Below are 24,893 nucleotides of genomic sequence, written 5' to 3' on the forward strand. Positions count from 1 at the left end.
CCACATGTCGAAAGCCCCCTTCGGAACAGAGCCGCACCCCGGCCTCCTGGACGGGACAGCACGCAACAGCACAGCTCAACCGGCCCCCGGCCAGGGCCCGGAGCGGCGAACACGAGGGGGACTGTAGGAAGGAAATCCGGCCGCACCAAACGACCCCGGAACCCCGGATCACGTCATTGGGTACGGCCGGGAAAGACGGCTACTGTTCGCGGCACCGCTCACCCCAGACAGGGTGTTTGAGCGGGCCGCGCCCGCATGTGCTCATGAATCCAGCGGGCGTGCAGCCGTCTTTTTCCCGAAGGAGAAACCGCCGTGCCGTACACGCTGCACCGAGGCGACGCGCTCACCGTCCTGAAGACCCTGCCCGACGAGTCCGTCGACGCCGTGATCACCGACCCGCCGTACAACTCCGGCGGCCGGACGTCCTCGGAACGCACCGCCCGCACGGCCCGCGCGAAGTACACCAGCGGCGACGCCGGCCACGACCTGGCGAACTTCCCCGGCGAGAACCGCGACCAGCGCAGCTACCGGGCGTGGCTGACCGACCTGCTCACCGAGTCCTACCGGGCGGCCCGCGAGCACGCCGTGGTGATGGTGTTCACGGACTGGCGGCAGGAGCCGACGACGTCCGACGCACTGCAGATGGCGGGCTGGACCTGGTCCGGCACCATCCCGTGGATCAAGCCCGCGTCCCGGCCGAGGAAGGGCGGGCCGAAGCAGGACTCCGAGTTCATCCTCTGGGGCGTCAAGGGCACCCTCGACAAGACCCGCGACCTCTACCTCCCCGGCCACTACGTCGCCTCCCAGCCCCGCAAGGACCGGGTCCACATCACCCAGAAGCCCACCTCGGTGATGCGCCAGCTCGTCCAGGTCGCCCGCCCCGGCGGCACCGTCCTCGACCCCTTCACCGGCTCCGGCACCATCGGAGTCGCCGCCCTGCGGGAGGGCCGGAGCTTCGTCGGGATCGAGCTGTCCGACCACTACGCCGACGTCGCCGAGCAGCGCCTGCGCGAGGCGTCCCTGACCCGGGACGGCGTCGACCTCGCCGGACCGGAGCAGTGAGAAGACCCCCGCCCCGGGCCGGGACGGAAACGAGAAGAGGGCGGTTGCCGCCCCCGGTGGTCCGGGGTACGGCAACCGCCCTCAGCATGTTCGCGCCCGGGTCAGCCGGCCTCGACGCTCCGCCGGATCAGGTCCCCGGCCCGCTCCAGATCGGCGTGCGATCTGATCCGCACCTCCAGAGCCCCCGTGCCATGGAACCCGATGCCCCGGACATCGCGGGTGAAGCCCTCGACCAACTCCACCGAGTCCGGGTCCACCTTCAGCACCACCACCAAGGTCCGCTTCCGGGGCTGGACCTTCACCGACGCCACGTTCTTGATCCGCCGGTACGCGATGTACTGCTGCAGGGCCTCCCGCTGCACCGAGCCCGACTCCGTCAGCACCGCGTCCAGATCTGCGAACAGATCGCGCAGCTCCTGCGGTGCCCCGTCCAGGTGCTGCCGCACCGTCCTTCCCCCACCGGAAGCCGGCACCTCCTCCACCAACCCGGCCGCCCCGGGGGCGGTACGGGGACGAGGAACGGCGGGAGCGACCGGCGTACCGGTGAACGAGGCCACCAGCCGCAGCGTGACCACGTCCTCGAACACCCGGTACGCCACCAGGTCGATCCGCTGCCGGATCATCTCCAGCGCCACCACCGTGTGCGGCGTGAAATCCCCCGCCACGCACACGATCCGCGGACGGCTCCAGTCCACCGACCCGGCCGCCTCCGCGCCCAGCCGGTCCCGCACCAGGCCCTCGAACTCAGCGTGGCTGTCGTTCAGCCACGCCAGGTACGACAGCGCCTGGGTCACCACCTCTTTGTCGCGGGTCCGCTTGTACTCGACGATCACCGGAGCCCCGGTCTCGTCCAGCCCCAGCGAATCGATCCGACCCCGGTGCCGCCCCGTCTCGTACTCCGACACCAGGAACCGAATCCCCAGCATCGCCTCCATGTTCCCCTCGACCAGCGACTGCAGCTCCCGCTCCAGCGCCACCGACGAACCCGCCATCTCCACCGCACGCCCGCCATCCACACGGAACGCCTTCAGATCACCCACACGAACCCCCAGCCCATCGGCAGATCGACTGGGCAGAGAATCCCCCAGGGCCAGCGGATATTCCGCCGGTATGAAACCGTGATCGTGAGGACCGGGGGGGTGCCACTGGCCCCGGCGGCCCTGCGGGACAGACCCCTGCCCCGGCCGCTGTCTCCGGCCCCGCGCCGGCCGGATCATTCCGCCCGCAGGGGCGGGGAGCGCCTCGTAGGCTGGTGCCCGTGGCAGATCCCCGAGAGAACGTCCCGCTCCAGACACTGGTCACCCAGGCGATAGCCGTGCTGCTGACCTGCGGATCCGAGGTGGAGCCCACCGCCGTGCGCGGAGTTGCCGCCCGCCTGGTCGGCCTCGCGGCGCAGACCACCGGCCTGGACGAGGAGGAAGCCGTCCACCTGGTCACACCGGAGACCGTCGCCGACACGATCATGAAGTCAGCCGCCGACCAGCATGGCGGGGCCACTTCGCCCCACGCCGTACGACCGGTCCGGATCGACGGCCGGACGGTGGACGTGCCCGTGACCTCACTGGGACACCTGGTCATGGCCACGGCACAGGCGGGGAAATACGCCATGTTCAACGGTGACAGTGCCGCTGCGGCCCACCTGCTCGACCTGGCCACCGAGATCGGTGCCGCCCAGGTCAAGCGCTACAGCGACGGAACCGCGACGGTTCCCGTCGGGATGCTCACGGAGACCGCCGACCTGGTGGAATCGGTAGCCGATCGCGTGGAGACGAACGGCTGGAGCATCTGCCCCTGCGACGAAGACCACGGGCAGCGGCAGGTGGACATCGGTTCCCTCCCGGTCATGCGCCACCACGCCGCCCTTGCCCGGACCCTCAGCGAGTCGGCCGCCGGATGACCCTGACCAGCCCAGCACCGATACCGGCACAAGACGGGTGGGAGCGCACTTGCGACTGCGGTCGCACCGTGAGCAAAGACGACCGGTTCTGCCCCGCCTGCGGGTTCCGGCTCCAGAGCAGCCGTACGACAGGGCAGCCCTCGTCCGACCTGTGCCGCACCTTGTGCCGGTGCGCGGAGCGGACCTACGAACGCCTCGCCGAGAGCCACCTGGTGGGCCAGGCGATCGGAGAGGACTCCTTCACCGACTTCAACCTCCAGGACGTCCGACGAGCGCACGGCGACCGCGTGCTCACCCGCCGCTTCACCCGCGAGCAGGAGGCCAGGAACGGAGCCGACTGGGAGTGGTGGTTCCACGACGGCACCCGCGGGTTCGGCATCCGGGTCCAGGCCAAGAAGGCATACCGGGACGGCCGCTATGTGCTCCACCACGTCATCGGCAAAACCGGCGCGCTCCAGAGCGACCGCCTCATCGAAGCCGCGTCAGCCTCGGACTGCCTTCCCTTCTACGTCTTCTACAGCCACAGGAGCTGGACCCCCTCCCATCCCGACCGGGCCCCCGCCGACTGCGAGCACACCCGCGCCGACCAGCGGCAACTGGGCTGCACCATCGCCTCCGCACTGGTCGTCCAAGGCGTCCTCGCCACAGGCCAGCGCCGGTCGAACGATCACGTCCGGGACCACAGCATCCCCTGGAACCGCCTGCTGTGCGGCTCCCCGCCCGCCGACAAGGGCAGCACCCGCCTGGAGACCGCCCACGCGCGCATCCTCGACCTCCACTGGAACGGGGTGGACGACCTCCATCGCGCCATGACCGCCCCACCCCCCACGGAAGCCCCTGACCTGCACCCTCAGAAAGACCGGAAGGCATCCCGGCGCCCGGCAGAACCGGACGAGCCCGTCGGCCTGCTGAAGAGGGCCTCACCCCGGCCCCGGCATGTGAACCTGGACACACCGGTGTACTGGAACTTCAACGCCATGACCGACCGCCCCTTGCAGCCGCTGCCCACACGCATCACCCAAATGATCCGCACAGAGAAGGTCGCCACGGCTCCCGACCCGTACGCAGCCGGAGCCATCCTCGTGGACCTCTCCGAGGAGTGACCCAGGCACACCGCGCGGCACCGCGACCAGAGAAACTGGTACACACGCCTCCATTGGAGGAACCCTGCAACGATCACCCAGGCGCTCCGTGGCCGCTCCCCCGACGCCAGGGGTGGCCAAGGGGCGGCCGGACGCCTCTGGACTGTGCAGCACGCCCCAGCGGAGTCCAACACGCCACACATGCTCTGATCAGGCAAAACGCGGACCACGCGGCACGGTCTGGAACCAGGCGGCACGATCACTCATGCTCTCGTAATGCGTAGGTCTCGGGTTCGTGCGCCCTGGCGGTGGGTAGGCCCGATTCAGATTCGGACTGGGCGGCTGGCGATAGGTCTCAGCAGTGCACGGGGTTGCGCGTAGCATGGGCGCTCATGGACCTCGTGGCACGTGTACGCCGGGCATTGGGCGAACAGGCTATCCACCCGACGGAGTTCGAGCGCTGCGCTTGTGCCCTCCTTCAGCCGAGGTACCCAGGGCTGTCCGCTGTTGAGGGCGGGCATGACTTCGGTCGCGACGCCGATATCTACTTTCCGTCGGGTTCCGAGGACTCTGAAGCCCGTGGCAGATTGTTGATCACTACCGGTGATCCGGTGGCGAACTTGCGCAGGGGCCTTCGCCGAATGAGTGAAGAGGGTCTGCGGGCTGATCTCGTTGTGATGGCTTGTTCGCAGCCCGTTGACGCGACTAAGCGTGCGACCTTGGACCGGTTGTGCACCGACCGTGACCTGCCGGCACCGCACATCTATGCTCAGGACTGGTTCGTTGGCCGTCTCGTCAAGGAACCGGCGTGGCGGTTCACTCTGCTTGGCATCAGAGGAGAGCTGGAGGCTCTGCTCGATCGGCCGCTGGACCTGTCAGAGGAAAATGTCGATCGAACACGATTTCTCGGACGAGAGAGCACTCAGGCGTTGCTCACTGAATCGGCTTCCCATGGTCGAGACGTCGTGCTGGTGGGTGTGCCTGGTGTGGGCAAGACACGGCTCACCGCCGAACTCGATGGCCAGGTCGCATACCTTGAGTCGGCACAAGCGGACCGCGTTCTGGATGAGCTGCTGGACACTCGGCCGGCGGCTGTCGTCGTGGACGACGCCCACGTCCGCCTTGACGAAATGCGTGTTCTGCGAAGGGCTCGCCGAGGGACGGAGCACGCCTTCGCTGTCATCGCGACCACATGGCCTGACAGGGCGGATGAGGTCTTGGCGGCCCTCCCAGGCGCTACCCGCATAGATGTCGACCTGCTGGAACGCTCCCACATGGACACGCTGATCACGTCCCTTGGAGTGACTGGCCACCGGGCCCGGTTTGCCGTCCTCGACCAGGCGTCCGGCCGGCCTGGTTGGGCAGTCACCTTGTGCGAGACGTTCGCGAACGGCGAGGGTGACCGCGTGGCCAGCGGCGCGGCGCACCTAGAGAATGTGGAACGCCATCTTCGCCGTGTCACCGAATCCGAAACGGCCGTCGACGTACTGGCTTGCATCGCAGCACTGGGAGGAGCGTCGACCGACACCCTTTACGCGCTCGCGCCTCTCGTAGGTGAACCGCCGGCACGCATGTCCAGGCTCATGGAGAGCCTTGCGCGGAACGGCCTGGTTGAGACCGTCGACGATATCTGGCGCCTGCAACCGGCGCTGTGCGCACCACTGGTTGCCCGGTGGTTCTTTTCGCGGCCTGCGCAGAGGCCATGGTCCACCCTCTGTGATGCCTTCCCGGACCGGGACCGTGACCTTGCTTCTGCCGTGATGTCCGCTGCCCGGGTCTCGGCCTCCACCGCTGCCCGGTCGGCTGCCGATACATGGGTACGAGCGTTGCCCATGCCGATCGAGTGGAGTGTCGGAACCTTCGCCGTGGTGTCCGAGTACGCCCGGCTGGACAAGGAGGCAGCCAAGTTCGCGGTTACTCAGGCCCGAAGTGTTCTTGCTGGCCCGCGTCAGACCGAGCAGTGGCACGGGATCACTATGGACCCACAGGGAGATGCCGCTGCCCGTCAGCTTGCCCAGTCAGCCACCCAGTACTTGCTCCCGGAAGCAGTGACCGGTCTGCTTGATCTGGCTGTTGGCGATGAACGTCCACGCCACTCCAACCCACAGCACCCGCTCCGTGTGCTCAGTGAGGTGGCCAACTTCATCGACCCCGACTTCGGCACGATGTTCGAAGTGCGAGGGCTCCTGCTGCGGTCGGTGCTGGAGTGGTTGCGGTCCCACCGAGCCCCGTCTGAGTGGGCCGTGGCCACCGAAATCTTGGCCAGCGTCTTCGCCGTTGAGACCTCAGGGACCTGGACCGACCCGAAGGATCGGAACACTCTTACCCTCGCGCAGGGCATCGAGAGTGCAGAGAACCTCGCCCGCCTCATCTCGCTGTGGGATCAGGTCGCACCCGTTCTCACAGGGTCGCAAGGACGGGAAGACCTGAAGAACGCCCCGTCTGCGGTCATTCCACTGTTGGACCTCGCGGGCGCATGGGTGCGGCTTGGCGAAGGCTTCGCTCCGCGCAACGCCGAGCCGAGCGAGGTACAGCAGAGCCAGGGAGCCAAAGGCGGGGCTCGTATCCTGGGCACACTGAATCCGCTGCTCCAGGACTCTCCCGGGCTGGCTCTTCGCGCCCGACGCATGCTCAGTGCTGCATACGTCCGCAGAGATGACGCGGATTCCAGAATCCCTGTGCCAGATGTCCACCCCGATCTGGAGTCCTTCACCGACTGGGACCGCTGGGCTGACATGGACACCAGCAGGGAAGCTGCCCAAGACCGTTCCCTCGCAGTGGAAGTCCTTGCACAGAAGATCGTGGCACTCGGCCCTCGCGACGGAGTTGCGAGATTCAACGCGCTGGTCGAGCAATCCGAGCTTGCTGGTAACCAAGGGGGCGGCATCTGGGTCGCCGACCGAACGACGCCCCACCTTGCAGACCCATCTGCCTGGTACGCAGCCGCACAAGTGGCTGGCAGCCCACTCATGCTTCGTGCCGCACTAGCGCAATGGCTTACCACCTCACCCAGCACCTTGACGGAGGAAATTCTTACACCGCTACTGGACGACCACCGCTTCAGGAACGGCGTTATCTCAACCGTTCTCGCGCGAGGTGAAGACAATCAGGCTACCCAGTTCGTGATCAAGATGATGGGCAAAGAGGACGCCTGGATAATCGACTCGCTGTTCATCCAGGACGAGCCGAATCAAGTGCTTCACCGGCTACTGCTCCACCCAATCCCCACAGTTGCTGCCAGCGCGGCGCTCACCTTTGCCATAGGACAACCACATGGCCCTTCAATGCCGGAGCCCTGGCGCCCCGCCTGGCGCAGGGCCGTGCAGGCTCTCCGCCCTGATGATCTACCTCAACAAGACCAGTGGCGTGCCAGCCAGTTGCTCAGCCACCTAGCTGACCACGACCCTGACCTGCTTGAAGCGTGGTACACCGAGCGGCTCGATGAAATGACCGAACGCGGCATCTTCATCGCCCCCGAACCCATGGGCTGCGAGCTCAACCTCAACCGCCTTCCACAAGAACACCGTCACCGCCTTGCCGTCCGCTGCGCCAGCCTTCCACGCATCGGTCACAGCCCACTCATCCAGCTCATCGGAGCCGACCGTAACCTGGCCGAACGCCTGCTGCGCGACCACGCCATCACTTCTGACAACCTCCTTGAAGCCATCGTCGGCCAGCGCAATGAGATCCTGGAGCACCTCGGTCCCCTCCTTCTCGACCAAGGCGTACCTCCCTCACACATTGCGGCCAGCGTTTCTTGGGTCGACTCCTGGTGGGGTGAAGACTCGACCCGACACCAACACCTCCTCGAATACTTCACCACCCTCTCAACCAGGGTCCCTGCCCTTGCTGCCGTCGCCGAAGCCGGCCGAGCACAGCAGGAGGCTGCACTGCGAGAGGCGGAGAGCCGAGAACGCGCCGCGCGGGTACGGGGAGCCTGAGGAGGACGAGCAGGGTCATCCCAGCCCTGGCATCGGTCTCAAGGGGAGCCTCAGACAACCGGGGCACTGAGTGCTGTGAGCCAAGGCAGACGAGCTGGCGCATGCCGCCGCAGGGTTCGATCTGCCGGGACGAACCCGTGGACGAGTTCGTACGGGGGCGCGCCTATCAAACGGTGTCTCTCTCCGGCGAGCACTTCGGCGAAGGCCAGCAACTTCCGTTGGGCCGCGCCATCCAGTAGGTGCGCGGCGGCTCTTACGCCGTCACTGATCAGCTTTGTAATGTTGGTCAGCTCATCCTTGGCGACTGAACCGTTCTGCGCAAGGGCAGGGGACAAACGGTCTCGTTCTCCGACTACATGGGAAGCGGCCAAGCAGAGAATCACTGAAGCTGTGGCCTCCTCGTGTTCTCCCGCGAGGGCCATCGCATTGGTCAGCAATGGAAGACTGGCAAAGGGAAGAGGGTCCATCGTTCCCCAAAGAAGTTCCGCAACTTGAAGCCCGGCGCTCATCCCCGAGCGGTCCACGCATAGCGAGATCCGGTCAGGGGAGGTCTGTCGCAACTCCCATCGTTCAACGCCAGGGTCTGCCATGGCGGACCTGAGAAGGGCGCGAAGCGCCTCTCTGAGAGTCTCAATGGAAAGGTCGGCTATATCCAGCCGCATGAGATTGCCTTGGCGTCGGAGGTCCAGAACAGGGAACCTCGCTTCTCCTGCTGCCTGAGCTATGGAAAGGTCGCGGCTGACATGATTCGGGCCCTCCGAACCCCAAGTAATCAGTGATGGGTTCTGTGCATAGGCCACCGCAACTCCATGTTCGAAGCCGTGACAGACGGTGAGAGCGTGGACCGCTGCGTCCAAGACCTGCTCAAGGTCGGATGACTGTCCACTCAGGAGCAAGACGTTGTTCACGGGGTCCCAGTGGAAGTCCTCGTGGGCGTTGGCGTTGCGCCACTCGGAGCGGATCGTCGAAGCGAGGAGTTTGCACAGTGGCTGGTCATCCTCGGCTGACAGCATGTTCCGAACGGTAGAGAGTGAGGCCCCCTGCGGAACTGTCTTGCCCATCAACTCCATGACCACTGTGGCCGTGCGCTTGACATCGCCTTCCAGTACGGCACGGTAAAGGTCCATGACCGCACGTGCTTTCTCCTCCTGGTGTTCCGCGTGAGTGTAAGTATTCCAGTAGGAGACCTGGCCACGATGGGAGAACAGCATTTCCGGCTCACGAGAGACGTGTTGCGCAATCACGGAGCATGTCTGCTCCGGGTTGGATTCCAGACGCGATGCCACCAGATTACGCGCCAGGAGCGTGGTGCGATGCGCCACCAACGGACGATCGGACACCGCGAGCATGGTGAGGTGATGAAGCAGCTTCACCGTAAGCGGGAGCGAGTCGTCAATCAGATGCCTCATACTCTGGCGCATCCTACGATCAAGCGCTTTCGCGTTGTTCGCCCAAGCAGCCAGTAGGCGAGATCGTGCTGCCACACCGGATCCGCGGTTAAGTTGCTCAGCCGAGAGCCCGAGTGTCCGCTGATAGACATCCTCGTCGGGGTGGTCGGCTTGATCAACCCTGGCAGCAGCTTCCAGGCTGCGTCCGGCATCGTGGGCCTCGAGGGCATGCTGGCGTACTTGGGACCACGCGGATTCTGCCCATCCTTGCTCCAGACAGGCTGACAACGCCTGAGCCTCAAGCCGGTTCGCTTGTGCCAGGTCGGCCGCCAGTCGCTGCTCAGCTGTGCTCGTGTGGGACGGACGAAACCGGGATACCTCCCGTGCGGCGATGCCCATGGCCGCGACCGATGCATGGAGGGCTCGCAACAACCTTGGAAGTTCCTTCCCGACCCTTCCTCCTCCAGCAGTCCGAAGCAGCATGATCTCCGCGATTCTCTGGTCGGATTCCCGCTGGAGCGCGGACAGGTCGGCATCTCTCAGCACCGACTTCCACTGCCCACGGGTCACCCACACATAAGCGACCCCCTCTTGGCGTGAGGCATGCACAGGAGACGCGGAGAGATTCAGGTTCCGGAGCACCGCTCGGGCAGCGGTACGGGCCTCCGGCGTGACCGTGCCCAGCTGGGAGGGGAAGGATGCATCCACCAGCACAGGATGACATCGGTACCGTGTCTGAAGCCTCATTTTTCTTGATGCCACGGTACGTGTGTACCGCATGTGCCGTCATGGAACGTATTGATGGCAAAGCAGCGCAACGCTGGTCAGTCGAGTTCAGGCCGCCGGGCGCTGGCCAGAACACCTCGCCCTGATCTTGCAAGACCTCGTGTGCATCCGCCGAGAGTTTGGCCAACGGGACCTTCTACCAGGTGTAACCGGTCGCGACAAACCGGTTGAGAGCCATGAAGGTGACCATGGGCCGGACGACTGTCCGGGCGTAATGATGTGGGCGAGCGGTCCTTGGAGGACGGGTGGCAGCGCAGTTCATGGATGTCAAGGAGACCGCCGAGTATCTGAACATGTCCGTGACCTGGATCTACAAGGAGGCACCAAGGTCCGGGCTCACACCGTACAAGTTCGGTCGAGGCCGCAATGCAAAGATCCAGTTCAAGGTCTCCGAGGTGCAGGGCTGGGTCAGGCAGCAGAAGCTCGGCTAGGGGCACTCCGATGAGTCAGCCAACCGTCTGCAGAACACGCGGCGCCCTCCGAACTCCGTCGGAGGGCGCCGTGCGCATCAGGCCGCGAGGCCGACGTCGAGAATTTTGGCGGCCTTGCTGATGGAGCCCGGCATGAGGTGGCGATAGATCTTGAAGGTGACGTCCAGGCTCTTGTGGCCCATCCACTCGGCGACATCGGTGATCGGGATGCCGTGGCCGAGGCAGTTCGAGGCGAAGAAGTGGCGGAAGCCGTACACCACCATGCCCTCGGGGATGTCCACCTCACCGCTGGCCTTGATCCGGCGCCACTGGTTCTGGATGCGGTGGTACGGGAAGGGCTGGTCCGGCCTGTTCGGGTGGCGGAGGAGGTAGCCGTCCGCCGTCGTGCCGTACGTGTCGGCGTACCACTCGATTCCCAACTTCACCCGGGCGGGCAGGGGCACGTCGCGGTAGTCGCCGGGCTTGCGGTGCTTGAGGCGGGCGTACTGCTTCGTCGTCTGGTTGACCTGTTCGGTGATGCGGTAGACGTCGTCCGCGACGATGTTCTTCAGGTTAACGGCCGCGGCCTCGCCGTTGCGCATGCCGCAGCCGCTCATGAGGTCGGCGACGAGGCGGAAGGCGTCGTCGCCAGCGGTGCGTATGCCGTGGAGCTGGGGCAGGGACGGGATGACGGCACGCGCGGGGTCGTACTGCGGGGGCTTCACGCCGTCGAGCGGGTTGTCCTCGTAGAGGCCGAGCCGGTGGGCGTCGAGCAGGATGGACTTCAGCTTGTCGTAGGCGTTGGCCTGAGTGGCGAGGCCGTCGCCGTTGCGCTCCATCGTGCGGATGAAGCCGTCCACGACCTTGTGGTCGAAGGTCTCCATCCGGCGGCTCTCCAGAGCGGGCAGCAGATGGTGCTCCAGGAGCGAGTCCAGGTGACGGAGGGAGGATGCGGCAAGGTCGCGCTGGCCCTTCTTCCACTCCGCCGCGTACTCACCGAACCGCATGGAGCCGTACTTCTGGATGCGCTCCGCCTTCGTCTGGCCGCGAGCCGCTTCCTTCTTCGCTTTGTAGACGGTCGTCAAACGCTCCTTGGCCTGGTCCTGGGTGGTGAACCCGGACTCCTCGGCCTGTCGACCCGCCGCGTTGCGATATCGGATGGTGTAGGTGTGGGGACACCGGGACCAGCTGCTCTCGGGGTGCTCGCAGTCCTTGAAGAAGCTGCCCATGCCGTGGGCCAGTGCCTTGGTGGCCATGGTCCGGTACCTCCCGCGTACGATGCTGACCTATTGCTGACGGCGCATCGTGCGCGAAGCCCCTGACCTGCACGAAGACGGGATCTACGTGGTATGTGGTGGAACTTCATCGCACGAAGCAACGACGAGATCATCCAGGCGCGCAAGGACTGGATGGAAGGAACGCGCTTCGGCGAGGTGAAGGGGTACGACGGCGATCCGCTGCCTGCCCCCGAACTCCCGACGGTGCCGCTGAGGAAGCGCGGACGAGTGCGCTGACCTGGCGTTTCGCGAGGCGTTGCCGTTTGGCTGCCGCAGCGAACGGGCCGGGTCCGCCGGAGCGGTCCGCGAATGGGCGGCGGCGCGAGGGTGGGCATCAGGCCGGATGCAGGCGAACCAACGGGGCAGGAGGCCTGGGTCCTGGTCGACACGGTCGACGGCCAGGACGTTCGAGTCCAGCAGCAAGGAGTCCGCCAGGGCCTCGATGCGTTCGCGTGCGCCTCTGACGGCATTGATGCGGCTGCCGGGGAACGCGCCTCGATGGTGTACCGGTAAGGGTTGTGGTCGGCATCGGAGGCCCTACGACCATGCCTTCTAACGATCACCCAGTTCCGGTCCGTGAGCATGCTCTCGACAGTTCCCGATCGATCCATGTCCCTCGTGGCTCCATCAGCGCGACTGCCCTCTGATGGAGAGATTTTCCTGGACTCGGCACTGCTGATGGGACCCGATGGGTCAGAGGCTCGCAATATGTCAAGAAGTGATTAATCGGGAATATTTCTCTTCATCACTGGTACGGACCAGCGCCCCGCGAGCATTCTGCTCGTACACCCGCCGGGCATTTTTGTCGATCTTCCGGACTACCTCTTCACCCAGGTCAATTCCGTTCATCTCGGCGACCGCTACCAGATAGCGGAAGACGTCGGCGAGTTCTTCGCCGAGGTCAGGGAGGTGCTTGCGCCAGGCGGTGAACGCCTCACCGACCTCGGCTGTGAGGAGACCGAACTCAAGCGCGGTGTCCGTGGTGTTGAACCCCTTGGTGAGCTTGTTCTCCCAGAATCGCTGGCTGCGGGAGGTGCTGTCGCAGTCGGCCTGGACGACGGGGGAGCCACTGTCCTGCGGGGCGCCGGACGACGGCCGCGCGGTTCGGTACGAGCCGGGGGCCGCTGTTCCGCCGTGGGCGGACCGGGTGGCCGGATTGGCCTTCTGGGCAGCGGCGGGCGGGCTCTCTACGGTGTGGCGGACAGGCCCTGGGCCCAGCCCGGGGCGAGACGCGGTCAGGGGTCCCGTTCCCGTGACGGGAACGCGGACAGAGCAGGGGGAGTACATGGCACAGTTCCGTGACCTCGACGAGTCGCACCAGGCCCCGGACGGCGAGCTCTACATCGCCCTGGCGTCCCATCCCACGCTGGTGTGGGACATGCCGCGCGCGTCCACCGCGCCCGGCACCGCCCCGATCATCTACACCCGCAACAACGGCGCCCACCAGCGGTGGCGCTTCGAAGTCGAACACGACGGGACCAAGTACACGTTCTTTTATCTCGTCAATGTCCACAGCGGCCTGGTCCTGACCGTTCACCCGGACCGCACGATCACCCAGCAGCCCAAGCTGGTAGAGCATCAGAAACACACAGATTATCGCCGGCAGATCTGGGTCATGGGCTACCCCGGCTTCGCCGGCAGCACCTTCGACCCGGCCAAACCCTCCCGGCCGCACCCCACCGGCTCCCGGGGCACCCGCCTGCGCGTCGTCGACTACAACCCCGTCGACGCGACCCCCGCCACCTCCGGCACCCCGATCACCCTCAGCGCGTGGGAGTCCTTCGAAACCGGCTGGACCTTCATCGCCGCAACGTGATCCCCCTCTCCTCTTCTCGCCACCCGTCCGGGTGCACCGGTGCCGGGACGGAGCCGGCCGTCAGGTGCTGCCGGGCGGGCCCGTCCCACCACGAGGTCTCCATCCGCCCAGTGGAGCGTCGCGGTGGCCGGACCCGGCGATCCGGTTCTTGCATCACTCCGCAGGCTCCGTCCCGGGACCGGACGGGCCAGGGGAGGCCACGTGCGCGCAACAGGCGTGCACAGGGGTGGACACGGTGTGCGCTTACCTGCCCGCTGTTCTCTGTTCGCTGTTGCCGCGCTTGCCGTTGCTCGACAAGAGGCGGGCGGATGGGCCGGTCTTCGGCTTGCTGCACCTGGCCGAGTTCGCACTGGAGTCGGTGGAACAATCTGGAGGGCGACATCATCTCGGCGTCCGGCGCCGCCTCCCGCTCCGAGGAGACGATGGCCGTGGTGGGACGGGGGCCGAAGAGCGAGATGGTGCTTCGGCCCTTGGAACGAGGCGAGCGGGCCGGGGCGGCTGGGAGAACCTCGGCGGCACCTCGGCCTATGATCCGGCCCTCGTCACCATCCATCGACAATCACCTGGGGCGGCCTGCCTGCCGCCCCCAACGACGCCGGGGGCGGCCACCTACGGTCGTATCGATCTGTTCGTCCTCGGCACCCACGGTTACCACCGCGCGATCAAGGCTCACCGTCAGGCAGCCCTTCCTCCCGGGTGGACCCGGTCATCGCTGAAGCGGTGGAGCGGCAGACCGCCGCCATGCGGGAGATCCGCCCCACCTCATCGGGGGTAGGCCGGACCTGGAGGCACCGCCGGGTCGTGGGTCAGCCCTCCACCCGCCTCCGTGGAGGCCACGGGCGGGCGGCGCCGTCACGGGGGCGGCCCCGGCGGCCTGTGCCTACGCGCCGCAGACGGGCGCGGCGGTGACGCAGACGATGACGCTGTCGGCGTTGTCCGTCTGGTCGGGGTCGCTCTCGCTGCCGGTCACGGTGGCGGTGTTGGTGACCCGGCCGGTGGTGATGGCCTTGGCCCGCAGGGTCAGGGTGGCGGTGGCGCCGTGGGCGAGCGCGCCGACGGCCCATTGACCGGTCGCCAGGTCGTAGGCCCCGGTGGAGGATTCGGCCGAGAGAAAGACGAGGGAGGCGGGGAGCTGGTCGGTGACGGTGACGCCGGTCGCCGGATTGGGGCCGGTATTACGGACGGTGATCCGGTAGGTCACGGTCTGCCCGACGGTGACGCTGGTCGCGTCGGCTGCCTTGGTCACGGTCAGGTCGGCGGCCGGGCGGACGTCGACGGACGTCTGGTTGGAGGTGGCGGTCAGCTGTTCGGGGGTCGCCGCGAGACGGTTCTCATAGGTGGCCGAGGCCGTGTTGGTGATCCGCCCGCCGCCGCTCGCGGTGTTCACGGTGACCTTGTACTCCACCGTGGTCCCCGCGGGCAGGGCGGCGGTGTTGGCCAGCGCGCCGCCCTGCGTCGCGGAGGCGCCGGTGCCGAGCCGGAAGACCACCCGGTTGCCCGTGGCGTCGAAGTTCGCCTGGTCGTCGCCGCTCTGGTCGGTCTTCGCGCCGGCGTTCGGCCCGTCCACGATGCGCAGGGAGCCCGGCAGGAAGGTGGTGCCGGCCGGGACGGCGTCGGTCAGGACGAGGGCCTCGGCCGCGTCGCCGCCGGTGTTCGTCGCCCTGACCCGGTAGGTGAGGACGCCGCCGACCTCCACCGGCCCCGCCGTGGAGACGCTCTTTTCGAGGACCACGACGGGGGCGGTCCCGAAGAAGACCCCGTCCAGGAAGTTCCCGGACGTCGCACCCCCGACGGAGGAGACGGAGCGGAAGGCGAAGCGGGTCAGGGTCTGGCCCGCCGGGACGGTGTAGGTCCCGGTGTAGAAGCCCCAGGCGGTGTTCCCGTCACTGAAGGTCCGCTGCTGGACCACAGCCCCCGGCGCGCCGATGTCCAGCGCCATGACATCCGTGCCCGCCCGCCCCCGGTGGTACAGCTTCCAGTAGAGCCTGGTGCCGGGGGTGGTCGGCAGGTCCTGGTAGAGCGTGGACACCTGATACGCGTTGAGCTCGGCGAACTGGGAGCCCACGGCCGACGGGACGCCGTTGTGGCCGGAGCGCCACAGCTCGATCAGATGGTCGGTCGCGGTGGTGATCCAGCCGGGGACCTTTCTGGCCTGCGGCTGGGTCGAGTCCGGCAGGTACTCGAAGGTGGAGTTGAGGACCGGCTCTTCAAAGCCGCCGTTGACCAGGGCGACCCGGAGCGGAGTGGTGGGAGGTGTGGTCACAGTTCTTCCCCTTGTTCGGCGCTGCTGGGGGTGCGTCCGGACAGCCGGACCACGGACACGGCCCCGGCGGAGCCGGGACCGATGAAGGATCAGAACACAGCCGGAGAAGTACGAAAAGCGACACTGACGGCTCCTCGCCAAACCGCTCCCACCGGTTTGCCGGACGGCTCCGCCGACACCTCGCACAACCCTCTCCCTTCGCACTTCACCTCCGTCACACCGGGCGCACTTCTCACTCCCCGCCCCTCCTTCAGCGCCCGAAAACATCCCCGCACCCCTCCTTGAAGGCCCCTCGAAAGAGTGGTTTGCCGAACACCGGGCCGGTTCCGGAGCGCACCTGCCAAGCAGGCCAAGACCCCGGGACTCGGCCTCCGGATCGTTCGGCCACCCCCACCGCCCGGACCTGGCGGGGCAGGACGCCCTCATATCCCGCCGGCCTCGACGGTGGACGACTACGGTCAGCCCGGCGAGGACGTCTTCTCGCGTGAGGTGACCCGATCCTTCCACTGGGCGTGCCATCGCATCGCGGCAGCGGACGATGCGCAGGCTGCTGAACGGTTTCATCCGTTCACCGCATCCCACCGGGCGCCTCCGGGGACCCCGCAGCCTCTAGGGTCGCTCGCATGGGGCATGCACGACGGGGTTCGCGACCGGGCGCGGAGCACAGCACATGGTCCCGGCGCGGCTATGTCTCGGCGGTCTGGTATCTGCGGGTCGCCGCCTGCGTCAACTTCCTCGGCGCGGTGTGGGTGTCCTTCGGCAACGACATCCGGCGCCACAACGACGACGAGTACTTCACCCCGTATCTGCTGACCGCGGGATTCTTCTCCGGCGCCCTCTGTGTGTTTCTCGCGATCACCATGCGGCGACGCAAACGCGCCGCATGGATCCTGAATCTGGCCCTCTCCGGGCTGACACTGGTACTGACCGCCCTGGCCCTGGGGCTGCCCGCATACCGGCAGCATCTCCAGAACTGGATCGCGGTCCTGGTGACCGCGCTCTTCGTCGCCGCCCTGTTCGCCGGACGGCGCGAGTTCTACGCGAAGGGCGACCGCGCCAACGCCGGTCTCGCGGTCGCGGTCGGCGCCGGCGGGCTCCTGGCCGGCTCGCTGCTCGCGGCCACCATGGTCACGGTGACCAATGCCGCCGCCCACCCCGAACGTTCCGACTTCCTGGAACGCTGGCACTACGGCGTGCTCCGGATGTTCTCGCTCGCCTACGACGACATCCACTTCGCGGACATCTCCACCCCCGGCTGGGCCAATGTGCTCATCAACCTCATGAGCACGGCACTGATCCTGATGGTCCTGTACGCGGCGTTCCGGTCCCGCCGTGCCGTCGACCCGCAGACGGCGGAGGACGAGCACGCGCTACGCGCGCTGCTGGAGCGGCACGGCCGCCGGGACTCTCTCGGCTACTTCGCCCTGCGCCGGGACAAGAGCGTCATCTGGTCGCCGTCGGGCAAGTCCGCCATCGCCTACCGGGTGATCGGTGGGGTGTCCCTGGCATCCGGTGATCCGATCGGCGACCCGGAGGCATGGCCCGGAGCGATCGACCGCTGGCTGGTCCAGGCCCGTGAGCACGGCTGGACACCCGCCGTGATCGGGGCGGGCGAGGAGGGCGGCACCAGCTACGCACGGCACGGGCTGAGCGCACTCGAACTGGGTGACGAGGCGATCGTCGACATCGCCGAGTTCACCCTGGAGGGCCGCGCGATGCGTGGTGTCCGGCAGGCGCACCATCGTGTAGGGCGCGCGGGGTACACCGTCCGTATGAGCCGGCACGAGGACCTGCCCCCGGCGAGATAGCCGAGATGACCGGTTTGGCCGACGCATGGCGCGGTGGAGCCACGGAACGCGGCTTCTCCATGGCGCTGGGCCGTCTCGGCGATCCACAGGACGGCCGCTGTGTGATGCTCGTCTGCTGTGATGCCGAAGGGCAGCCGCGGGCGCTGCTGAGTTTCGTCCCCTGGGGTGCCGACGGACTCTCCCTGGATCTGATGCGCCGTGACCGCGACGCGGACAACGGTCTCTTCGAGTTCATGGTGCTGGAGCTGATCCGGCGCGCGGACGAGCTGGGCGTCACTCAGATCTCACTGAACTTCGCGATGTTCCGCGCGGTCTTCGAACGCGGCTCCCGCCTCGGCGCCGGCCCGGTGCTGCGACTCTGGCACTCGCTGCTCACCTTCTTCTCCCGCTGGTGGCAGATCGAGTCGCTCTACCGCGCCAACGCCAAGTACCGGCCCATCTGGGAACCCCGCTTCCTGCTGTACGCGCAGAGCACCGACCTCCCGCGGATCGCCCTCGCGAGCGCCCGCGCCGAGGGCTTCCTGGAGGTGCCGCGACTGTCTGCCAGGCCGCACCACGGATGTCCGGGCAGCCGCAGGTGAACGCCGGTCGGATCGTTCGCGCGGCACGAGTGGGGGACACTCCACAAGGCCGTACGGACGGCCCTGACCACCCAGGGGTGGCGGGCCGTGCCCCTGACACTGGTTGCGGTCGGTCCTATCGCGCTCTGCCAGATCCTCCAGAGCACCGCATAGGGGTACGGACTGCTGCGGGACCTCGGGTTCGTCCGGGCCGCGGACCCGCTGTGGCTCGCCCTCCTCCGTACCCCACTCTCGCTCTTCGCGCCTGCGCTCAGCCTGCCGGTCTGGGGCGCGATAGTGCAGGTACTGGTGGTGTTCGGCATTGCGGAGATCGTTCTGGGCCGGGTGCGCACCCTGGTCGTCGCCTATGTCCGCACCCTCGCCGGGACCCTCTACGCGCGGTTCGGTGTCGCCGTCGGCCCCGATGGTCTGCTCGGGCTGCCCGCCTCGGACGCCTGGATCGTCGACACCGGCCCCTCGGCGGCGGTCGCCGGGCTCGCTCTCGACGGCCTTGGCTTCCTGCTTCAGATTGTCGCCCTGCGGTCCATCCCCCTCTATGCGGTGGGCGCGGCGCTCGCGGCGAGCCTGGCAGTCACAGCCGTGGCCGCCGGCCGTTCTCTGGGTGCCCGGCCGGCCAGGGCCGAATGGTCCGCGGTGGGGGCGGTCCGCGCCGGGCCGGCACTGGTGGCGCTCGCCTGGCTGGGCGACCGTTCTCGCGAGGGCCTGCGAGGGGCGGCATTCGCCGGGTACGCGGCGGCGGTTGGAGGAGCACTCGCCCCGGCGGGATTCGGCGCGGCGCCCACCGACGGTGCCGAACACCCGCGGACCCTTCGGACCGGTGGATGACACGCCGTCCCCGTCGCACCGCCCGGGCTCGGAATGTGGAGAAATACTCCCATGCGTGTTCCCGCCCGCTCCACCGTCACACGAAGGGCCACGGCCCTGGCCGCAGCCGTCCGCAGGTGCTCCATCCGCGTCTGGCGCTCTGTGCGCAGCGCACCGGGCACCTATATGTGGCTGAGTGTCCTGTTCGTCACCACGGTCCTGATGCGCCATATGTCCCCGGCGTTCGAGGCAGCCTTTCTCCAGGAGCGCTCGACCAACATCCATCAGCTGTCGACCCATCCGGTACGGGTCCTGATCTCCAGTGCCTTCTGGATCGACGGCGGCGGATGGCTCTCCTACGCGGTCCTGTACACCCTCTTCCACGCGCCGGCCGAGCGCTGGCTCGGAACCCTTCGCTGGCTGATGGTGGCTGTCGCCGCCCATGTGCTGGCCACCCTCGTCAGCGAGGGGGTTCTGCTCTGGGCGATCCGGCACGGCCTCGCGCCGCACTCGGCTGTCGACACTCTCGATATCGGAGTGAGTTACGCGCTCGCCGGTGTGATCGCGGTCCTGACGTATCATCTCGCGCCACCTTGGCGATACGGGTATCTGGCGGCCGTCCTGGTCGTCTACGGCATCCCGCTCGTCACCGGCCGGACCTTCACCGACATCGGCCACTTCACCTCTGTTCTCATCGGCCTGGCCTGCTGGCCGCTCACCCGGCACCGGGGCCCCGTCCGGGACCCGGGCGAGACACTCGCACGCGTACGAGGGCGTCTCCTTCGCCGGGCGGGTCGCGCCAAGGGGACGCCCTCCGGCCCCGACCGACGCTGAGAGCCGGACAGGACGGTCACCTTGAGCACCTCGTCCACCGGATGGTGTACGTGCGGGGGCACCGGGACCAACCGGTTCTCGGGTACGCGCAAACCTTGGGGAAGCCGCCCATGCCGTGGGCCGGTGCCTGGGTGGCCATGGTCGGGTACCTCCCGCGTACGATGCTGACCTATTGCTGACGGCGCATCGTGCGCGAAGCCCCTGACCTGCACGAAGACGGGATCTACGTGGTATGTGGTGGAACTTGACCGGCCGCAGCCACCAGGACACCGTCGAGGCGCGGGAGGACTGGGAGCGCGCCTCCGACCGCTTCGGCACCGTCGAGGGCTACCCCGGCGAGCGACTGCCCGCCCCCGCCCTGCCCAACGCCGTCATCACACCCCGCAAGAACCCCTCCCCCGCTGACCCGAACCGGAAGGCCGCCCTCATGAGCGAGCAGACCACCAGCGCCCCCGTCGTCCGCCACGTCGACACCCGCCACCGCTACGAGATCCTCGTCGACGACGACCGCGCCGGCCTGACCGCCTACCGCGACCGCGACGACCGGCGGGTCTTCTTCCACACCGAGATCGGCGATGCCTACGCCGGCCGGGGACTCGCCGCGATCCTCGTCGAGCAGGCTCTCACCGACGTCCGTGCCGCCGGGATGCGGATCGTGCCCGTCTGCCCCTACGTGGCCAAGTTCCTCACCAAGCACCGGGAGTTCGCGGACATCACCGACCCCGTCACCCCCGAGGTCCTCACCTGGCTCGACTCCCGGCTCGGGCGCTGAACTCCCCGTACCCCAGCGAGAGATCGCCGCCTGAGCGGGTTTCCCTCCGGTGGTGCCCAGCCCCCCGCCGGCGGGAGGGGGCTGGGTACGGTCCCCGATGGCGCTGCCCGTCGTATCTGCCGGGTCCCGCTGGACAGCGGCCCCGTTCGCTGGACGCCGGGCGGCGAACGGCGTGGGCCCGGAGGTCGCCGCGGGGCAGAGACACGAACCGGCCGGTTCCTCCCCGTGCGCGGGGAGGAACCGGCCGGTGAGGTGCCGGTAGCCGGCCTGTCAGGTGCAGTTGATGAGGAGTCCGGTGGTGGCGGTGCAGGTACGGGATGCGCTGTCGTTGGCGGGGTTGGGGTCGGTGGGGGCGCTGCTGGTGCGGGTGGCGGTGACGGTGTAGGGGGTGCCGAGGCTGAGGACGCCGACGGGCACGGTGACCCGGCGGGTGGTGCTCGCGCCGGGGGCGAGGCCGGCAGCGGTGCAGGTGGCCTCGCCGGTGGTGAGGGTGCAGTCGGGGCTGGTCGCCCCTGTGGGAGTGGGCAGGTCCAGGGTGACGGTGGCGGAGGCGAGGGTGCGCGGTCCGTGGTTGGTGAGGGTCACGGTGTAGTCGATGCGGCCGTTGAGCAGGCCGGGGCGGGGAGTGGCGGCCAGTTCCACGCCCAGGTCGGCCGTGGGGCGCTCGGCGATCGCGATGTCGACGGGGGTCGCGCCCACGGGGATGCCGCTGGTGGTGTGGGTGACGGTGTCGATCACGGAGACGGTGGCCGAGTTGCCGTTGGCGGTGTAGACATGGCCGCCGTCCGGGGTGACGGCCACCCCCCTGGGGGTGTTTCCGGAGGCGGTGGTCGCGGTCACGGTGTTCGTCGCGGTGTCGATCGTGGCGACGGTGGCGCCCTGGCCCCGGGAGACGTAGACGCGCGCACCGTCCGGGGACGCGGCGACGTCGTACGGACCGTCGGTGAGGGGGACGTTGGCGGACACGGCGTTGGTGGCCGTGTTGATCACCACGACGGAGTTGGAGTAGGGACGGGTGACATAGGCGCGGCTGCCGTCCGGGGTGACGGCGACACTCTGCGGGAATCCGCCGACGTTGATGGTGGCGGAGACGGTGTTCGTCGCGGTGTCGATCACGGAGACCGAGCGGGCGTTGTAGTTGGTGACGTAGGCGCGGCTGCCGTCCGGGGAGACGGCCACCTCCTGCGGGGCGCTGCCGACGGCGATGGTGGCGGTCACGGTGTTCGTCGCGGTGTCGATCACCGTGAGCCGTTGGAGGGCACTGTTGACGACATAGGCGCGGGTCCCGCCGGGCGAGACGGCGATGCCGTTGGGGCCGTTGCCGACGGGGATGGTCGCGGTGACCGTTCCCGTCGCGGTGTCGGTCACGGAGACGGAGTCGGCGTTCCCGTTGCTCACGTAGAGCCGGGCCCCGTCGGGGGAGGCCGCCACGCCTTTGGGGCCGTCGCCGACCGGGAAAGTGGCCGTGACGGTCTCGGTGGCGGTGTCGATCACGGAGACCGTGTCGTCGCTGTAGTTCGTCACATAGGCGAGCGGCGCTTCAGCCGCGGCCCGCGTCGCGGGCGCGGCGGGGGCGGAGTGCGCGGCGGGGGCCATCGCGGTCAGCGAGGCCATCGCCAGGCCCCAGGAACCGGCGATCGCGAGCAGCCGGCGGCCGGGCTGCTTCCAGGGCCGGACGGATGTGGGCCGGACGGATGTGGTGGGCAGGCTCATACGGTGGTTCCTCTCCCATCGGGCCCCGGCGTGGGCGCACATGGCCAGGTGGCCGGCCGGGTGCCCGTGTGGTGATGTCGTGGAAGTGGGTCGGGGCCGGTGGCGCGGCGGGTCGGGTGCCGCACGGGGCGGCGGCGGGCCAAGGCGGTGGCGGAGGCACGGTGTGTGCCGGTGTCGCTGTCGGCGAGGTGCGCTGCCTTCGGGCCGGTCGTGTGCGGAAAGCGCTCGCAGCCGCCGGTCGGGACGACGCTCCCGGGCGGGCCGGTCCCTGCGCCGCCCCTTCCCCGGCAGCCGGAACGGGCCGCCACCGCCGGGAGTTCCGGCATGGCCGTCCGGGGAGCCGCCCCCGTGGTGACCCGGCTCCGGGAGGACTCTCCGTCCCGTCCCGGCGAACCTCCGGCGACGTGCCACCGGCACCCGCCCCCTTCACCATCGGCCTGACCCCCGGTGATCACTGTGGCGCCTCCCGCGCCGGTCCGATCGCGGCCACCGGCACAACCATCCGAAGGGATGATCATTCGGTCATATGTTCAATCCTTCGGCCCGCACTGTTCCCGCGGCCCGGCGCCGGCCCGGCCGGCGACATAGCCGCCGACCGGGCCCAGCGGCGCGCAGCCGCTCCGGGGAGGCCGTGGCGAGCTTCATCCGGGACAGCCCGCGGGCCGGGCAGGCACGTGCCGCAGCCGCCGCAGGGGCGTTCGATCATGTTCCGATCCGTACCGCGCGCACTCTCTTCCGTTGCGAACGCGCAGAGTACGGAGACCGGACGGCCGGCCCCAGGACGACCTTGATCAGCCGAGGAAGCTCAACCGCACCTGACGCTCGACGTTGTCGACATTCGTGTCCGCCAGCCTCCGTGAAGACAACTCACACGGTACCTACCGCTGCCGCTGGATCGCCGCGCCCTTGAAGTCCGACGATCCCCTACGCCTGGCCACACCCTCAACTTGCCGGACCGATCTGTCCACGATCCTGTGAACATCACCGCTCACATCGGCTCACCCCCGTACAGGTGACGCCCCCGCACACGCCCTGAAGCGCCTGCTCACGATCAGTCGCGGTCCTCCGCACTGGTCTCATCCTCGACAAGCCCGTATGGAGACTGGTCCTCATTGCGGCTGTAGCGAACGACCACAGGCTGTGCACCTCGCCCCAACCGCTGCCTGCCCGGTCCGGGCACGGTCGTATTCCGTCGGGGTTGCCGATGGTGAACCATCCGGGGCCACTACCGTGTCCCCGCCTGCGGGGACCGGGCATCGGCCGACCACTCCCGTGCCCTGAGGCCATCCGGCACCGAGCAGACCTTCACGAGAACCGACCCTGTCCTGCCGTGCTCGTTGAACTACGGTGCTACCAGTCACCCACAACCGGGGGGGTCCGTGGAGCAGACGAGTACAGCGCTCGCCGAGCGAATCGCCGAGCAGAGAAGGGGAGTCGGTAACCCTCGGGCGCTGGTCGGTGAGATGCGGCGCTCGGTCCTTCTGGTACCCATGGCCGGTGGAGGCCTCTGGTCGGCGCGGTCGGGCGGGGTGCGGTGGATCTGCGGATTCACCGACGAGTCCGCACTGGCCCGGTTCGCCGTGCTGCACGGATCCGGTGATCAGCCCATGGACTACGCGGCGCTGCTGGGCGCGCGCATCGTCGACGAGGTCGTGCCGTCCCTGGGCGAGCCCGCCGGCCTCGCCGTCGACATCGCCACGGAGGACGGGTCGATGTTCTTCCCGCCGGTCGTCGGCGTCGTTCCAAACAGCGTCGCCGTCGACTCCGGCGAGGCGGAGGAGGGACGCGGCCATGGGTGGTGACGGGTCCGACCTGCAATTCGACAGGGCGTCTGTCGCGAAGTTCACGCAGGGCGTGGGCGCGACCATCGATGAGCTCGGTGATCTCGGGGGCGCCACCGGTTCGGTGCTGGGCAAGGGCTTCTCGGAGCTGTCGATGACGGGGATGGAGGCCGGGCACCACGGCCTCTCGGCCGACTTCGAGGACTTCTGCGAGCGCTGGGAGTGGGGCGTGCGAGCCCTGGTGAGCGACGCCAGCGCGATCGCGAACCGCCTCGGTCTGGCGGCGGGCACCCAGTGGGAGCACGACCAGTACGTCGAGGGCACGCTGAAGGTGGGCGTCAACTCCGTCATGGGCGGCAACCCGCACGCCACCGAGGAGGAGATCACCCGGCAGGACTGGGGCGACGTGTTCACGCCCGACTCCCTGACCCCGGACTGGAGCGTCGAGTCGTGGGGTCAGGCAGGTCAGGAGATGGAGCAGACGTGGAAGGACACCGGCCGCACCGTCCTCACCGAGGGCCAGGGCGGCCAGCGGTCCGAGATGCTCAACGACGCGCTCGGCATCTCCGACGGGCAGTGGAACCAGGCGCTGGACGACACCTTCGGCCCGTCGCCGCAGGAGCGCGCCCAGCAGGCACAGCAGGCACAGCAGAAGGATGAGTCCGGGGGGAACTGACG

Annotated in this window: 17 protein-coding genes and 3 pseudogenes; 14 read left to right on the forward strand and 6 right to left on the reverse strand. The window is 68.1% G+C overall.

Annotated elements, in window-relative coordinates; all coding sequences use genetic code 11:
• The first annotated feature begins 312 nt into the window (after window positions 1–312).
• The gene (locus SYYSPA8_RS14860) at window positions 313–1,062 is read left to right on the forward strand and encodes a DNA-methyltransferase (protein WP_323447623.1); all 750 of its coding nucleotides are present in this window, start codon (window positions 313–315) and stop codon (window positions 1,060–1,062) included.
• A gap of 101 nt (window positions 1,063–1,163) precedes the next feature.
• Here SYYSPA8_RS14860 and SYYSPA8_RS14865 read toward each other — a convergent pair whose 3' ends face one another.
• Window positions 1,164–2,102 carry a DUF5655 domain-containing protein gene (locus tag SYYSPA8_RS14865; protein WP_323447624.1) on the reverse strand — a complete coding sequence of 313 codons (939 nt, stop codon included), beginning with the start codon at window positions 2,100–2,102 and terminating at the stop codon, window positions 1,164–1,166.
• Between the two features lie 218 nt (window positions 2,103–2,320).
• Here SYYSPA8_RS14865 and SYYSPA8_RS14870 point away from each other — a divergent pair, with 218 nt between their 5' ends.
• The 3 genes from SYYSPA8_RS14870 to SYYSPA8_RS14880 all read left to right on the forward strand — a co-directional run bounded on the left by SYYSPA8_RS14870 (window position 2,321) and on the right by SYYSPA8_RS14880 (window position 7,982).
• The gene (locus SYYSPA8_RS14870; RefSeq protein ID WP_323447625.1) at window positions 2,321–2,959 is read left to right on the forward strand and encodes a hypothetical protein; all 639 of its coding nucleotides are present in this window, start codon (window positions 2,321–2,323) and stop codon (window positions 2,957–2,959) included.
• A gap of 68 nt (window positions 2,960–3,027) precedes the next feature.
• Window positions 3,028–4,062, forward strand: coding sequence for a DUF6615 family protein (locus SYYSPA8_RS14875; protein WP_323447626.1), 1,035 nt, complete (start codon window positions 3,028–3,030; stop codon window positions 4,060–4,062).
• A gap of 371 nt (window positions 4,063–4,433) precedes the next feature.
• The gene (locus tag SYYSPA8_RS14880) at window positions 4,434–7,982 is read left to right on the forward strand and encodes a hypothetical protein (RefSeq protein ID WP_323447627.1); all 3,549 of its coding nucleotides are present in this window, start codon (window positions 4,434–4,436) and stop codon (window positions 7,980–7,982) included.
• 50 nt (window positions 7,983–8,032) lie between these two features.
• Here the strand turns inward: SYYSPA8_RS14880 and SYYSPA8_RS14885 are convergent, their stop codons facing one another.
• Window positions 8,033–9,391, reverse strand: a complete 1,359-nt coding sequence (locus SYYSPA8_RS14885) for a hypothetical protein (RefSeq protein WP_323447628.1) — start codon at window positions 9,389–9,391, stop codon at window positions 8,033–8,035.
• A 1,025-nt stretch (window positions 9,392–10,416) separates the two neighbouring features.
• Here SYYSPA8_RS14885 and SYYSPA8_RS14890 point away from each other — a divergent pair.
• Window positions 10,417–10,587: a helix-turn-helix domain-containing protein gene (locus tag SYYSPA8_RS14890; RefSeq protein WP_323447629.1), complete on the forward strand. Its 171-nt coding sequence runs from the start codon at window positions 10,417–10,419 to the stop codon at window positions 10,585–10,587.
• A 77-nt stretch (window positions 10,588–10,664) separates the two neighbouring features.
• On the opposite strand, the gene SYYSPA8_RS14895 is transcribed toward SYYSPA8_RS14890, so the two are convergent.
• Window positions 10,665–11,822, reverse strand: a complete 1,158-nt coding sequence (locus SYYSPA8_RS14895; RefSeq protein WP_323447630.1) for a tyrosine-type recombinase/integrase — start codon at window positions 11,820–11,822, stop codon at window positions 10,665–10,667.
• A 93-nt stretch (window positions 11,823–11,915) separates the two neighbouring features.
• On the opposite strand from SYYSPA8_RS14895, the pseudogene SYYSPA8_RS14900 reads away from it, so the two are divergent.
• Window positions 11,916–12,080 (forward strand): annotated as a pseudogene (locus SYYSPA8_RS14900) (pirin family protein); the annotation flags it as partial.
• 474 nt (window positions 12,081–12,554) lie between these two features.
• Here the strand turns inward: SYYSPA8_RS14900 and SYYSPA8_RS14905 are convergent.
• Window positions 12,555–13,130 (reverse strand): MazG nucleotide pyrophosphohydrolase domain-containing protein, encoded by a 576-nt coding sequence (locus SYYSPA8_RS14905; RefSeq protein WP_323447631.1) that lies wholly within the window; start codon window positions 13,128–13,130, stop codon window positions 12,555–12,557.
• On the opposite strand from SYYSPA8_RS14905, the gene SYYSPA8_RS14910 reads away from it, so the two are divergent.
• Window positions 13,129–13,659 (forward strand): RICIN domain-containing protein, encoded by a 531-nt coding sequence (locus SYYSPA8_RS14910; protein WP_323447632.1) that lies wholly within the window; start codon window positions 13,129–13,131, stop codon window positions 13,657–13,659. The genes SYYSPA8_RS14905 and SYYSPA8_RS14910 overlap by 2 nt on opposite strands.
• Before the next feature lie 880 nt (window positions 13,660–14,539).
• Here the strand turns inward: SYYSPA8_RS14910 and SYYSPA8_RS14915 are convergent.
• On the reverse strand, window positions 14,540–15,922 hold the full coding sequence (locus tag SYYSPA8_RS14915; protein ID WP_323447633.1) for an isopeptide-forming domain-containing fimbrial protein: 1,383 nt from the start codon (window positions 15,920–15,922) through the stop codon (window positions 14,540–14,542).
• 623 nt (window positions 15,923–16,545) lie between these two features.
• Here SYYSPA8_RS14915 and SYYSPA8_RS14920 point away from each other — a divergent pair.
• From SYYSPA8_RS14920 to SYYSPA8_RS14940, 5 genes and pseudogenes are all read left to right on the forward strand, one after another.
• Window positions 16,546–18,311 (forward strand): annotated as a pseudogene (locus SYYSPA8_RS14920) (phosphatidylglycerol lysyltransferase domain-containing protein).
• A gap of 288 nt (window positions 18,312–18,599) precedes the next feature.
• Complete coding sequence (locus SYYSPA8_RS14925) at window positions 18,600–19,136, forward strand: hypothetical protein (RefSeq protein ID WP_407706004.1); 537 nt, start codon at window positions 18,600–18,602, stop codon at window positions 19,134–19,136.
• Between the two features lie 51 nt (window positions 19,137–19,187).
• Complete coding sequence (locus SYYSPA8_RS14930; RefSeq protein WP_323447634.1) at window positions 19,188–19,949, forward strand: rhomboid-like protein; 762 nt, start codon at window positions 19,188–19,190, stop codon at window positions 19,947–19,949.
• 232 nt (window positions 19,950–20,181) lie between these two features.
• A pseudogene (locus SYYSPA8_RS14935) lies at window positions 20,182–20,346 on the forward strand (pirin family protein); the annotation flags it as partial.
• Between the two features lie 30 nt (window positions 20,347–20,376).
• Complete coding sequence (locus SYYSPA8_RS14940) at window positions 20,377–20,721, forward strand: GNAT family N-acetyltransferase (RefSeq protein WP_323447807.1); 345 nt, start codon at window positions 20,377–20,379, stop codon at window positions 20,719–20,721.
• A 270-nt stretch (window positions 20,722–20,991) separates the two neighbouring features.
• On the opposite strand, the gene SYYSPA8_RS14945 is transcribed toward SYYSPA8_RS14940, so the two are convergent.
• Window positions 20,992–22,434 carry a YVTN family beta-propeller repeat protein gene (locus SYYSPA8_RS14945; RefSeq protein WP_323447635.1) on the reverse strand — a complete coding sequence of 481 codons (1,443 nt, stop codon included), beginning with the start codon at window positions 22,432–22,434 and terminating at the stop codon, window positions 20,992–20,994.
• Between the two features lie 1,463 nt (window positions 22,435–23,897).
• Between SYYSPA8_RS14945 and SYYSPA8_RS14950 the strand changes: the two genes are divergently transcribed.
• The gene (locus SYYSPA8_RS14950) at window positions 23,898–24,236 is read left to right on the forward strand and encodes an SseB family protein (RefSeq protein WP_323447636.1); all 339 of its coding nucleotides are present in this window, start codon (window positions 23,898–23,900) and stop codon (window positions 24,234–24,236) included.
• A complete protein-coding gene (locus SYYSPA8_RS14955) occupies window positions 24,226–24,891 on the forward strand; it encodes a hypothetical protein (RefSeq protein ID WP_323447637.1) in 666 nt (221 codons plus the stop codon). The genes SYYSPA8_RS14950 and SYYSPA8_RS14955 overlap by 11 nt, the downstream gene beginning before the upstream one ends.
• The last annotated feature ends 2 nt before the right edge of the window (window positions 24,892–24,893 follow it).

This window comes from Streptomyces yaizuensis, from assembly GCF_034961445.1.
Taxonomy (GTDB): domain Bacteria; phylum Actinomycetota; class Actinomycetes; order Streptomycetales; family Streptomycetaceae; genus Streptomyces; species Streptomyces yaizuensis.

Coding starts and splice junctions, on each gene's coding strand:
- SYYSPA8_RS14945 (WP_323447635.1), bottom strand. CDS start 22,434: ATGAGCCTGCCCACCACATCCGTCCGGCCCACATCCGTCCGGCCCTGG.
- SYYSPA8_RS14895 (WP_323447630.1), bottom strand. CDS start 11,822: ATGGCCACCAAGGCACTGGCCCACGGCATGGGCAGCTTCTTCAAGGAC.
- SYYSPA8_RS14890 (WP_323447629.1), top strand. CDS start 10,417: ATGGATGTCAAGGAGACCGCCGAGTATCTGAACATGTCCGTGACCTGG.
- SYYSPA8_RS14940 (WP_323447807.1), top strand. CDS start 20,377: ATGAGCGAGCAGACCACCAGCGCCCCCGTCGTCCGCCACGTCGACACC.
- SYYSPA8_RS14880 (WP_323447627.1), top strand. CDS start 4,434: ATGGACCTCGTGGCACGTGTACGCCGGGCATTGGGCGAACAGGCTATC.
- SYYSPA8_RS14885 (WP_323447628.1), bottom strand. CDS start 9,391: ATGAGGCATCTGATTGACGACTCGCTCCCGCTTACGGTGAAGCTGCTT.
- SYYSPA8_RS14950 (WP_323447636.1), top strand. CDS start 23,898: ATGCGGCGCTCGGTCCTTCTGGTACCCATGGCCGGTGGAGGCCTCTGG.
- SYYSPA8_RS14955 (WP_323447637.1), top strand. CDS start 24,226: ATGGGTGGTGACGGGTCCGACCTGCAATTCGACAGGGCGTCTGTCGCG.
- SYYSPA8_RS14905 (WP_323447631.1), bottom strand. CDS start 13,130: ATGTACTCCCCCTGCTCTGTCCGCGTTCCCGTCACGGGAACGGGACCC.
- SYYSPA8_RS14930 (WP_323447634.1), top strand. CDS start 19,188: ATGCGTGTTCCCGCCCGCTCCACCGTCACACGAAGGGCCACGGCCCTG.
- SYYSPA8_RS14910 (WP_323447632.1), top strand. CDS start 13,129: ATGGCACAGTTCCGTGACCTCGACGAGTCGCACCAGGCCCCGGACGGC.